9 protein-coding genes are annotated in these 12,421 nt (G+C 58.6%); 5 read left to right on the forward strand and 4 right to left on the reverse strand.

Annotated elements, in window-relative coordinates:
* Positions 1 to 3: 3 nt before the first annotated feature.
* Positions 4 to 4,824: an NEL-type E3 ubiquitin ligase domain-containing protein gene (locus tag AD669_RS18895; RefSeq protein ID WP_053122498.1), complete on the reverse strand. Its 4,821-nt coding sequence runs from the start codon at positions 4,822 to 4,824 to the stop codon at positions 4 to 6.
* 315 nt (positions 4,825 to 5,139) lie between these two features.
* Between AD669_RS18895 and AD669_RS18900 the strand changes: the two genes are divergently transcribed.
* The 4 genes from AD669_RS18900 (at position 5,140) to AD669_RS18915 (ending at position 10,383) form a co-directional block, all read left to right on the forward strand.
* Positions 5,140 to 6,912, forward strand: coding sequence for an N-acetylglutaminylglutamine amidotransferase (locus AD669_RS18900; RefSeq protein ID WP_053122500.1), 1,773 nt, complete (start codon positions 5,140 to 5,142; stop codon positions 6,910 to 6,912).
* A gap of 3 nt (positions 6,913 to 6,915) precedes the next feature.
* Complete coding sequence (ngg, locus tag AD669_RS18905) at positions 6,916 to 8,661, forward strand: N-acetylglutaminylglutamine synthetase (RefSeq protein ID WP_053122502.1); 1,746 nt, start codon at positions 6,916 to 6,918, stop codon at positions 8,659 to 8,661.
* 139 nt (positions 8,662 to 8,800) lie between these two features.
* Entirely contained in the window at positions 8,801 to 9,991 is a 1,191-nt protein-coding gene (locus AD669_RS18910; protein ID WP_053122504.1) for an osmoprotectant NAGGN system M42 family peptidase, read from the forward strand.
* A gap of 164 nt (positions 9,992 to 10,155) precedes the next feature.
* Positions 10,156 to 10,383 carry a YheU family protein gene (locus AD669_RS18915; RefSeq protein WP_003192759.1) on the forward strand — a complete coding sequence of 76 codons (228 nt, stop codon included), beginning with the start codon at positions 10,156 to 10,158 and terminating at the stop codon, positions 10,381 to 10,383.
* 5 nt (positions 10,384 to 10,388) lie between these two features.
* Here the strand turns inward: AD669_RS18915 and csrA are convergent, their stop codons facing one another.
* The 3 genes from csrA to AD669_RS18930 all read right to left on the reverse strand — a co-directional run bounded on the left by csrA (position 10,389) and on the right by AD669_RS18930 (position 11,924).
* Positions 10,389 to 10,574 carry a carbon storage regulator CsrA gene (gene csrA / locus AD669_RS18920; RefSeq protein ID WP_053122506.1) on the reverse strand — a complete coding sequence of 62 codons (186 nt, stop codon included), beginning with the start codon at positions 10,572 to 10,574 and terminating at the stop codon, positions 10,389 to 10,391.
* A gap of 138 nt (positions 10,575 to 10,712) precedes the next feature.
* Complete coding sequence (locus AD669_RS18925; RefSeq protein ID WP_053122508.1) at positions 10,713 to 11,045, reverse strand: YnfA family protein; 333 nt, start codon at positions 11,043 to 11,045, stop codon at positions 10,713 to 10,715.
* 63 nt (positions 11,046 to 11,108) lie between these two features.
* Complete coding sequence (locus AD669_RS18930; protein WP_053122510.1) at positions 11,109 to 11,924, reverse strand: SDR family oxidoreductase; 816 nt, start codon at positions 11,922 to 11,924, stop codon at positions 11,109 to 11,111.
* A 324-nt stretch (positions 11,925 to 12,248) separates the two neighbouring features.
* Between AD669_RS18930 and AD669_RS28205 the strand changes: the two genes are divergently transcribed.
* The gene (locus AD669_RS28205; protein WP_169432680.1) at positions 12,249 to 12,407 is read left to right on the forward strand and encodes a DUF3309 family protein; all 159 of its coding nucleotides are present in this window, start codon (positions 12,249 to 12,251) and stop codon (positions 12,405 to 12,407) included.
* Positions 12,408 to 12,421 lie beyond the last annotated feature (14 nt).

Here is a 12,421-nt window from a genome sequence, read left to right on the forward strand (position 1 = left end):
CTATTACCCTTGGGGCAAGGCGCAGATCCCCAGATTAACCAAACGTATCGCATCGTCGGTCAGGCGTGTCAGCACAGCTTCCTCAGCCAGCTCGCGCTGGAACCTGATCGCATCCATCTGACTGAGATAATCGGCGGAACTGAGTGTGCTCGCCTGTTCAAATACGGCATCCAGCTGCGGTGAAAACGTCTCGTCAATGTTGGAGAACTGGCGACTGAACGTGCGTTTGAGGTAATCGCACCAGAATGACTGGCGTTGCAGGAACGTCACCCACTGCGCTGAAGCTTCAGCCGTAATGATCCTGTTCTTCGCAATGTCCAGATCAGCACGGGTCACACCGCCCAGTAATGCATAACGCATGAACCGCGGCTGCCCCGGCAGATCCAGGTCATCGGCGAGACCGGTGCGATACGCGAGGTTGACCTCCAAAGGATCGGCGGTCGGATTCTTGTCGGCATGTTCTTGAGCGATCTGGTTCAACTGATCCAGACGGAACAGACCACGGCCGAGTTTGATCAGGGGTTTGGCACCATTTACCCGACCTTCAGCAGGGCTGATCACCCTGTCGACTTCAACGGCGATTTCCAGATGACTGAAGTTTATCGCTGCACTGTCCGTACAGTTGATCGGATTGGCCGCCAGATCGAGAATCTGTTCGTACAACGGCGCTCGCTGCTCCGCCGCCTCGAGTACTGCCCAAACCCGCCGATGCATGTCTTTGGTCGCTTTCTCGGAATCGGCGGTATGACTGAGTTCCGCCAGCAGATGGAATAATCCTTCGGCCCTCGGATCATCCTTGAATGCCGTCCAGATTCGGTTACGACGATTCCAGTCCTCCCCCGCGCCGTCAGTGAACCAGAGCGATCGCGCCTGGTTTTCGTCGAGGCGGGCATTATCGTTATCCAGATAGCCCATGCCGACGCCGATGTTTTCCCGGTAATTCGACAGGTACGTGCTGCTGACGTCGGACAATGGATTGAATCGCAGGTTAAGTGCCTCACTGAAACGGCGCGGGGTTGTGAAGAGCCAATCCGGCAATACCTTTATTTCGTTGTTGCGCAAATCCACCCAGTCCGGATCCGGCAAGCGTGCCAGACCTTTGGGCAATTCCGTAGCACCGGTCTCGCGCAGTGCCAGAGAGCGCAATTTCAACATATGACTGACATCCGGGGTTGCCCCCAGCGGATTGCCGCTCAGATTCAAACTGTGAAGCGTACGCAACTGGCTCAGCTTCAACAGCGTCTGCTCGGTCAGCCTGATCTGGTTACCCGCCAGGCTCAACCGACCAAGATCAGGCATGAACGACAGAATTTCCGGCAGCCGAGTGAGCTTATTGCGATCAAGCTCCAGCGTTTCAACTTGCTTGAACGAGCGAAGGAAATACGCGATATCGTCGCCTTGCTCCATGTTCCTCAACGACAATCGTTTGATGTGGTCGAACTTCAGACCAGGTGGCAGGGTGGGCAGTTTGCCGACTCGCATGCCGTCCAGATTCAAGGTACAAACGGGTTGGCCATTGGCGTCTCTGACCCATAAGAGTCGCCGAAAACTGTCCTCAATCAGTTCAGCGGTGGCTTTGCGACTATGACGCACCTCTTGCCCATCCCCGCCGAGCGCCCTTATCGCGGGCTCATCCTCGCTCCAGAGTTCCAGTGCGTCGCGCAGGCTGCGCAGATCCTCACGCAACGCTTTAACACCGGTTGCCCGGGTCAGCGGGTCGTTGCCCAACTGATCGATCAATTGGCTGGCCTGGGTCTCGGTGTAGCTGGGGAAAAGCCTCAAGACTTTGCGCAGCAATGCTCGCGGATGAGTCGTCGCCATCACCTGATCGGCCTGCACACAAGCCGGCTCGAAAACAACCGGCTCAGACTTGCCGGAGATCAACATCCGCGCAGTCACCTCGCGCTCGTCCAGTGCAGTTTCAAGCAGCTTGTTGCGTAGTCGAGCCCCATCAGCAGGCACCGGATCGGGGAAACCGGCGGCGGCACGTTGCGCAGGAGTCAGCGCCTTGAGAATGGCTTGATAGCGCTCGTCAGCCCCCGCCTCAACCCGTCCCAGCGATTTGCTGTCGCCATCAAACACCTCATACCCGCCATTGGATTTAACCAAAGTGCGGGTGTTCAAGGGCGTCGCCGGCGCGACACCAATCGCTTCCAGCAAAGGCCCTTTCAGGGTTTTTTCTCGTACCTCAAGCCGCAGTTGTGCATCCCAGCCGCTCAGACGGGGCAGTAACTGTATGGCCAGTTTTTCAGTGTCCGGGTTGGCCATTGCCGGCAAATGAAGCCCGATCAGCGCACGATCAACACGTACCTGATGGGTCGCGGCCCTGACCTTCTGCGCCAGACCGACAGGCACTCGACCGGTAGAACGCAGGTGCAGACGCTCGACGCTCGGCGCCTGATCGATAAGACGCTGCGCATGGCGCGCCGGCAGCTCGACGAACGTATTGCGCAGCTTCTGCACATCGTCAGCCTCGATCCGGTCGTAGCGTTCATACATTCGCTGGAACACCGCCGGACGATCAGCCTTGAGGCGTGAGCCGAGTTTTTTGGCGAGAATCTCGCGCTCGTTCTGACGACCGGGATTGCCCCCCAGCAAGGCATCGACTTCCTTCTGATACAAACCATCGATCACCGTTTGCAGCAATTGACCTTCGGCCAATTGGTCTTCAGTGATCACCACACTGAGACGATCGTCGCGCACCGCAGTGAGAGGATAGGTTGCGGTGACTTCGCCCGCGGCATCGGTGACCGCGATGTAACGGTCTGTGGGCCAGCCGGGCAGCTTCGACAACGCACGCAACTGTTCATGCACAGGTTGCCCTGAGTGGGTTTCGCCCCGCTCAAGCTCGGCGATGAGCACGCGTAACCGTCGCTCCGTACGCAGTCGCTCCACGCTGTCGCGCAGCCGGGATGACAGCGGCAGATTGTCGTGCAAGGCACGCTGCAACGCTTCGTAGCGGTCGCCGCTGATCCTGCGCATCATGTCCAGTTCGGCATCGGTAAAATCACACAGCTGTGGATCGATGCGTTTGAGGGTATACGCCGCGCTGCGCCACTGTTCTGTGTCTTCGGCCGGAGTGCGCCAGCCACCTTCGACGTGACGTTCAAGTACAGGGGAGAACGCTTCAGGGCGTCCAGGGTGTTGCAGGCGCCAGGTACGCGATGTCGAATCGAAAGTGCCCGCAAGGATCCGGTGCCCGACGCGGCCGTACTCCGTGCTGCCGATCTGATGCAGTTCTTCGGTTCCTTCAGCCAGCGTGAATCCGCGCGGAAGGTCATGCTCGTAAGGGCTTAAATCAGGTTTCCACAGGCGTGGTTTGCCGGCCTGATTGTAAATCGCGGTGAACTGGCCGAAGAACGCCGGATGTGAACGCACCAGATGGCGTCCGAGCGTGCCAACGACTTTCTGGCCACCCGCGAACACGCCCATCAGTGCAATATTTTCCGCCACGCTGAGCAGGTGTGACAGCGCTTCCTGCTGGTCGCCCCGCTGCCAGTCCTCGATGCCTTCATACACCTCGCCAAGCAATTGCCCTACCGCAACGCCCATCATCAGTTGGCCAAGCACCGGTACAAAAAATCCTGCTACGGAGGCGACGGTGACACCGAGCTGGAGAAAATCCAGCAGACGTTTGCGGCGTGCATCGTCATCAATGTCGGCGGTCGGCACCGCCAGTTTGCGTGCATCAACCTGCATTTTGCCTACGTGACTTTGCACCATGAACTCGAACAGCGGCACCGTGATCGGCAACGACTTGATGGATCCCAACTCAGCGGAATCGGCTACAGCCTTGAAAAAATCTGCCTTGTCATCTTCATCAATGCTGTTGGCGAAGTAATCCTTGTAGCGCCGATCCTTCAACTTTTGCGTCAGGTACTGTTTGAACGCATTGAAGCTCGGGTACTCGTACAACGCGCGCTCGGGCTCTCCCGCCATATACACCAGGCACGGTTCCTGAGGATGCGATTCGAACGAATGGGCGCAAAACACCACGACACCCCAGACGCAGCTGTCGAAAATCTCCAGGCCTTGCATCGTCAGTGTCTGTTTTTTGTAGAGCAGCGTTGCCGCCGACACCACACCCTCGGCATCAATAAGCCGTTGCACAGTCTGCAAACCGGCAGGGGTGATGTGATTTTTGATGGCGGCGAGTTGGGTGTCCAATTGCAACGACAGCTTTTTCATGTTCGCTATGTCGTGAACCATGGCGTTGCGCACCACGGCCTTGTCGTCACCCTCCAAAGGCCCGAAAACCTGCTGAAAATGCGCCTGATAGCGTTTACCAAGATCCAGCTCACGGCATAGCCCGGCAAAGGCTGCCACAGTCAAACCGCTTACGCCGCCCGGAGTGCTTTGTACGACGACCTGACTGCCGACGGGAAAACCGCCGGCGGCTTCCTCTTCGGTGAAATTCTGCATGGCGGCCTGTAGCAACGTCTGCGTGGCCGCCGGAAAGGTTTTTACGCCGTTTTCATCTGTCGATATCGGCTCGCAGCCGCAATCGGCACCGGGCAGGCTCAGAAAATCCTTTTCTACGTCGAAATCCACCGGCCATTTCTGGCGCAGCGCAACGTTCAGTTCATCGATACAAAAGGAGTGCAACGGCTTGAGCGTGGCCAGCTCCTTTTCGACTGTCAGTTGAACGGCATGCAACTCTCGAGTGGTTCGATCAATCGCCGCGAGTTGGCTGGCTGAACATTTCAGCAAAAAAGCGGGCAGGTTTTTTTGCAAGGCTTCGGCGCTGTCCAGATCGCCAGTGGCGTCGAGCAACGTGTTCAAAGTCAGATCTTGAGACTGCGTTTTTATTTCTGTGGTCGGCATCTGCAATAGTCCTTTATTGCGGGTTCGAACGACGACCATATCAACACCGAGGAAAAATAAAAAACCTAAAAAAACGGCTGAAACCGGGGTTATTCAACAGTTTTTTGCACCGATAAAATATCTATATACCGCCATTTGAATTCGATCATTTGTTAAGTGGTGCGGCGCTGCTTGGTCATTACGCGCTGTCGGATACACGCGCTTATAACTCATCGTTCTAAAACTCCCACAACCGCACCGGGTCAGTTTCTGAGTACCGGCCATGTCGGCCGCTGAAGAAATACCCTCCCCAACGGAAAAACCGGTAAGGACTTTATGTGCGGATTAGCTGGCGAGTTACGTTTTGATCAACAACCTGCAGACCTTGCAGCCATCGAGCGAATCACCCATCACCTGGCGCCTCGCGGCCCTGACGCGTGGGGCTTTCATGCTCAAGGGCCGATTGCCCTTGGCCATCGTCGCCTGAAAATCATGGACTTGTCGGACGGTTCGGCGCAGCCGATGGTCGACAGTCAACTCGGCCTGTCGCTGGCCTTCAACGGCGCGATCTATAACTTCCCGGAATTGCGCGCTGAGCTCGAAGCGCTGGGTTATGCCTTCTATTCCGGCGGTGACACCGAAGTGCTGCTCAAGGGCTATCACGCCTGGGGCGAAGCGCTGCTGCCTAAACTCAATGGCATGTTCGCCTTTGCCATTTGGGAGCGCGATGCCAAGCGTCTGTTTATCGCCCGTGACCGTCTCGGCGTGAAGCCGCTGTACCTGTCGCGTACCGGTCAGCGTTTGCGTTTCGCCTCGGCCCTGCCGGCGCTGCTCAAGGGCGGCGACATCAACCCGATCCTCGATCCGGTGGCGCTCAATCACTACCTGAATTTTCACGCCGTGGTGCCTGCGCCGCGCACCTTGCTGGCTGGCATCGAAAAGCTGCCGCCAGCGAGCTGGATGCGCGTTGAAGCCGATGGCACCACCGAGCAGAAAACCTGGTGGACACTGCCTTACGGCCCACACGACGACGAGAAAAATCTGACGCTGGAAGACTGGGTCGACCGCGTGCTGGACAGCACTCGCGAAGCGGTGGCGATTCGTCAACGTGCCGCCGTCGATGTCGGCGTGCTGCTGTCCGGCGGTGTCGATTCGAGCATGTTGGTCGGTCTGTTGCGTGAAGTCGGCGTGGAGAATCTGTCGACCTTTTCCATCGGTTTTCAGGATGCCGGCGGCGAGCGCGGTGACGAGTTCCAGTATTCGGATCTGATCGCCAAACACTACGGCACTCAGCACCATCAGCTGCGCATCGACGAAAAAGAAATCATCGAGCAACTGCCCGCCGCGTTCCGCGCGATGAGCGAACCAATGGTTAGCCACGACTGCATCGCGTTCTATCTGCTGTCGCGCGAAGTGGCCAAGCACTGCAAGGTGGTACAGAGCGGCCAGGGCGCGGATGAGTTGTTCGCCGGTTATCACTGGTACCCGCAAGTCGATGGCGCGGCCGACCCGTACGCGGCGTATCGCAACGCGTTTTTCGACCGCGGTTATGACGACTACGCCGCCACCGTACAACCGAAATGGCTGACCGCGAATGACGCTGCCGGCGACTTCGTAAAGGAACATTTCGCACAGCCCGGCGCAGATGCCGCTGTGGACAAAGCGCTGCGTCTGGACAGCACGGTGATGCTGGTCGATGACCCGGTCAAACGTGTCGACAACATGACCATGGCCTGGGGCCTGGAAGCGCGTACGCCGTTTCTCGACTACCGACTGGTTGAACTGTCGGCCCGTGTGCCCGGCAAATTCAAGCTGCCGGATGGTGGCAAGCAAGTGTTGAAAGAAGCCGCGCGCCGAGTCATTCCAAGTGAAGTGATCGACCGTAAAAAAGGCTACTTCCCGGTGCCTGGCCTCAAGCATTTGCAAGGCGACACACTGAACTGGGTGCGCGAACTGCTGCTCGATCCGAGTCAGGATCGCGGCCTGTTCAACCCGGCCATGCTCGACAAACTGCTGACTGATCCGCAAGGCCAATTGACGCCGTTGCGCGGTTCGAAACTGTGGCAACTGGCGGCCCTGAACCTGTGGCTCAGTGAACAAGGAATCTGATCGATGAAACCCCATGCCACGGCCATCAATCAGCGCCTGATTCGCGGTCAGACTCCGTCCTATGAACGATTGCAGGCACGTTTGGCTGAAGACGGCAGCGCGCTGGCCGCCGAGCCGATCGCGGTGCATTGCGGTTGGGGCCGGTTGCTGATCGGCCACACCTTTCCTGACCCGGCTTCACTGGCGCAGGAACTGCTCAACGAGCAGCCCGGCGAACGCGATATCGCGCTGTACGTGGCTGCGCCGCAGCAGATTCTCGGGCTGGAACCGACGCAGCTGTTTCTCGATCCGTCCGACACGTTGCGTTTGTGGTTCAGCGATTACCGTCAGGCCACCCGCGTGTTTCGCGGCTTCCGCATTCGCCGCGCGCAGAACGAGGCGGACTGGCAGGCGATCAATCTGTTGTATCAGGCGCGCGGCATGTTGCCGATCGACTCCACCCTGCTCACCCCGCACCATCAGGGCGGCCCGGTGTATTGGCTGGCCGAGGATGAGGACAGCGGCGCGGTGATCGGCAGCGTCATGGGCCTTAATCATCACAAAGCGTTCAACGACCCGGAAAACGGCAGCAGCCTGTGGTGCCTGGCGGTTGATCCGCAGTGCTCGCGGCCGGGTGTCGGCGAAGTGCTGGTGCGTCATCTGGTCGAGCATTTTATGAGTCGCGGGTTGAGCTATCTCGATCTGTCGGTGTTGCACGACAACCGTCAGGCGAAAAACCTCTACGCCAAGCTCGGTTTTCGCAACCTGTCGACCTTCGCGATCAAGCGCAAAAACGGCATCAATCAGCCGCTGTTTCTTGGCCCGGGCCCGGAAGCGCAGTTCAATCCGTATGCGCGGATCATCGTTGAAGAGGCGCATCGGCGCGGCATTGACGTGCAGGTCGACGACGCCGACGCCGGGTTGTTTACGCTCAGCCATGGCGGCCGTCGCGTGCGTTGCCGTGAATCGCTGAGCGACCTGACCAGCGCGATCAGCATGAGCCTGTGTCAGGACAAAAGCCTGACGCACAAAGTACTGAAAGCGGCCGGTCTGAATCTGCCGTCGCAGCAACTGGCGGGCAATGCCGACGACAATCTGGCCTTTCTCGATGAGCATCAACGGGTGGTGGTCAAGCCGCTCGACGGTGAACAGGGTCAAGGCGTGGCCGTGGATCTGCAGAACATCGAAGAGCTGCAGCAGGCCATCGAAGCGGCGAAACAATTTGATAGCCGAGTGCTGTTGGAGAGCTTCCACGAAGGCCTTGATCTGCGAATTCTGGTGATCGGTTTTGAAGTGGTCGCAGCAGCGATTCGTAAGCCGGCGGAAGTGGTTGGCGATGGTCAGCATTCGATTGGCGCGTTGATTGAGGCGCAAAGTCGACGCCGGCAAGCGGCCACCAGTGGCGAGAGCAAAATTCCGCTGGATCACGAAACCCAGCGCACCTTGCATGCGGCCGGGTATGACTACAGCAGCATTCTGCCGGCGGGTGAGCATTTGTTTGTGCGCCGTACCGCGAATCTGCACACCGGTGGCACGCTGGAGGATGTGACGGCGATTCTGCATCCGACGCTGGTCGACGCGGCGGTGCGTGCGGCGCGGGCGCTGGACATTCCCATGGTTGGCCTCGATTTGATGGTGCCGGCGGCGGATCAGCCGGAGTACGTGTTTATCGAGGCCAACGAGCGCGCCGGGTTGGCCAATCATGAACCGCAGCCGACGGCTGAGCGGTTTGTTGATTTGTTGTTTCCGCACAGTCAGCCGGCCATATAACCCCTTCCTGATCGTTCCCACGCTCTGCGTGGGAACGCCTCACCGGACGCTCCGCGTCCATTTGGGACGCAGAGCGTCCCGGGCTGCATTCCCACGCAGAGCGTGGGAACGATCAGTGCTCAACCCATCAGGAGTTTCCATGACCCCACAAATCCCCGAACCGGATCTCAACTACCTGCAAAAAGTCCTCCTGGAAATGCTCGCCATTCCCAGCCCGACCGGCTTCACCGACACCATCGTGCGTTACGTCGCCGAGCGCCTTGAAGAACTCGGCATCCCGTTCGAAATGACCCGACGCGGCACCATTCGCGCCACGCTCAAGGGCAAGAAAAACAGCCCTGACCGCGCGGTTTCGGCGCACCTCGACACCATCGGCGCCGCCGTCCGCGCGGTGAAAGACAACGGTCGTCTGACCCTCGCCCCGGTTGGTTGCTGGTCGAGCCGTTTTGCCGAGGGCAGCCGTGTCAGCCTGTTCACCGACAACGGCGTGATTCGCGGCAGCGTGTTGCCGTTGATGGCGTCCGGGCATGCGTTCAACACCGCGGTGGATGAGATGCCGATCAGTTGGGATCACGTCGAATTGCGTCTGGACGCCTACTGCGCGACCAAGGCCGATTGCGATTCGCTGGGTATCAGCGTCGGCGACGTGGTGGCGTTTGACCCGCTGCCGGAGTTCACCGAAAGTGGCCACATCAGCGCCCGTCACCTCGATGACAAGGCTGGCGTTGCTGCGCTTCTGGCGTCGCTGAAAGCCATCGTCGACAGCGGTCAGGAACTGATGATCGATTGCCATCCGCTGTTCACCATCACCGAAGAAACCGGCAGTGGCGCGGCGGCGGCATTGCCGTGGGACGTCAGTGAATTTGTCGGCATCGACATTGCGCCGGTCGCGCCGGGACAGCATTCCAGCGAACACGCAGTGAGTGTGGCGATGCAGGATTCCGGCGGGCCGTATGACTATCATCTGTCGCGGCATTTGCTGCGGCTGGCCGCTGAAAACGAGCTGCCGGTGCGCCGTGATCTGTTCCGTTATTACTTCAGCGATGCGCATTCGGCGGTGACGGCCGGGCACGATATTCGTACCGCGCTGCTGGCGTTTGGTTGCGATGCGACCCATGGTTATGAGCGTACGCACATCGACAGTCTGGCCGCGCTGAGCCGATTGTTGGGCGCGTACATTTTGAGCCCGCCGGTGTTTGCCAGTGATGCGGCGCCGGCGAATGCTTCGCTGGATCGCTTCAGTCATCAGATTGAACATGACACGCAGATGGAGAGCGAAACGCGGGTGCCGCCGGTGGATAGCCTGGTGGGGCAGCGTTCCGACAATTAATGTGACCATTAGGCCGCCTTCGCGAGCAAGCTCGGCTCCTACAGTTGACCGCGTTTCCTGTAGGAGCTGAGCTTGCTCGCGATGAGGCCGGTACTGACTACACAAAACTGGCAGCCAACCGGCAATCGCCGTAGCATCCCGACATTGATTCAGCCGAGGTGCCCATGCTCATCCCTTACGACGCTCTTGAAGTCGACACCCTCACCCGCCTCATCGAAGATTTCGTCACCCGCGACGGCACCGACAACGGCGATGACACGCCGCTGGAAACCCGCGTGCTGCGCGTGCGTCAGGCGCTGACCAAAGGCCAGGCGTTGATCGTCTTCGACCCGGAAAGCGAGCAGTGCCAGTTGATGCTCAAGCACGATGTGCCCAAGCATCTATTCGACTGAAATCCTCAGCGGGCCCCTTCGCGGGCCTGCTTGCGCTGGATTCGTTCATAGACCTCGGCGCGGTGCACATTGACCTTCTTCGGCGCTTCGACGCCAAAGCGCACGCTGGAGCCGTTGACGGACAGCACGCGCAGGGAAATATCGTCGCCGATGGAAATCAACTCACCGACAACACGGCTGAGTACAAGCATGAGGTTCGTCCTTCAGGGGGTGGCAAACCCTGAAGATGCGCGGCTTGCCGGCGCGCCACAATGTGTGGCCGGCAATTCAGTCTTGCCCTACAGCTTGGCAAGCCCTTGGCTGTCAGACGCTTCCGACAAATCGATGATTCAGGCAGCCGAAAACCGCGGCCCGAACAGAATCACGCTGGCGCCGATCACGCACAGCGCCACGCCGATCCAGTCCGAACCCAACGGGCGCACGCGCTCGACCACCATCAGCCAGCCAATCGACGCGACGATGTAGATCCCGCCATAAGCGGCGTAGGCGCGACCGGCATAGTTGGCTTCAACACGGGTCAACAACAATGCGAACAACGTCAGGCTGAGCAACGCCGGGATCACCCACAACGCACTTTTGCCCTGACGCAGCCACATGAAGAAAGCGTAGCAACCGGCGATTTCAAACAGCGCCGCGAGGAAGAACCACAAGTAATTGAGCATTGACGCGTCTCGACAGGGTGACCATTGCGGCCACCCTAACGACGCAATCCGCTACGGGCAAGGTCAGCCGTTGTTCTGTTTGGCCTTGGCGCGCATTTTCTCCGCCATCGAGGTCATTTCGTTGTAGAGCAGTTGCGGGTTTTTCTGCTTGATCGCCCACGCCATGCGCCCTTGTTCGTGAGGCAGGATCATGAATTCGCCGGCAGCGACTTGCTGGTAAATGTAATCGGCAATGTCCGCGGCGGTAATCGGCGAACTCTCTAGCAACTTGCCGACCGCCGCCTTCATTGCCGGGGTCGGGCCACGGAAAGAATCAAGCAAGTTGGTCTGAAAGAACGATGGACAGACCACATGCACGCCGACTTCCTGTTGCGCCAGTTCAATCAACAGACTTTCCGAAAGCGCCACGACACCAGCCTTGGCGACGTTGTAGTTGCTCATTGCCGGGCCCTGCATCAGCGCGGCCATCGAGGCAATGTTGATGATCTTGCCTTTGCTTTGTTCGAGCAGCGGCAGGAACGCTTTGCAGCCCTTGACCACACCCATCAGGTTGATCGCGATCTGCCAGTCCCAGTCTTCCAGCGACAGTTCGCTGAAGAAACCGCCTGACGCGACGCCGGCGTTATTAACGATGATGTCGATGCCGCCAAGTTTTTCTTCGCAAGCCTGTGCGAAGGCTGTGAGTTGGCTGTAATCACGCACATCGCAGCGCTGGATGAAGCCGTCGCCGCCCGCCTCGCGCACCATTTTCAGGGTTTCCTGCAGGCCGGGTTCGCTGACGTCGGACAAGGCCAGTTGCCAGCCTTCACGCGCCCAGCGCAGCGCGATTTCGCGACCCAGGCCTGAGCCCGCGCCAGTGATCATCATGCGATTTTGCATAGCAGACAGCCTTGTTGTTCTGGGGAAGATGCGCGGAGTGTAGCGAAGGTTGTGTGTGCGCCCACGCTCCATCAAGTTGCTGAATACAAGGTCAAAAGATCGCAGCCTTCGGCAGCTCCTACATGGATTTGTGTAGGAGCTGTCGAGTGAAACGAGGCTGCGATCTTTTTGCGTCAAAGGAAATAAGCCACTAATCCAAATACATTAAAAAAACATTGAATTTTCTTTCATTCGCACCAGTCGGATTTTGTAAGCCGTCTGGAATTACTTAGTCTCCAGTCGCCCCTTGAACACCAAGACTTCTCGAACTCTCTCAACAAGGAAATCGACATGGGCACAATTCTTATCATTATCCTGATCCTGTTGCTGATCGGTGGTCTGCCGGTCTTCCCGCACTCCAGAAGTTGGGGTTATGGTCCGTCGGGCATCATCGGTGTGGTGCTGGTCGTGCTGTTGGTGCTGTTGCTACTGGGTCGGATATAACCCTCTAGCCGGCA

Origin of the sequence: Pseudomonas sp. P1.31, from assembly GCF_001269815.1 — a bacterium.
Classification (GTDB): Bacteria; Pseudomonadota; Gammaproteobacteria; order Pseudomonadales; family Pseudomonadaceae; genus Aquipseudomonas; species Aquipseudomonas rustica.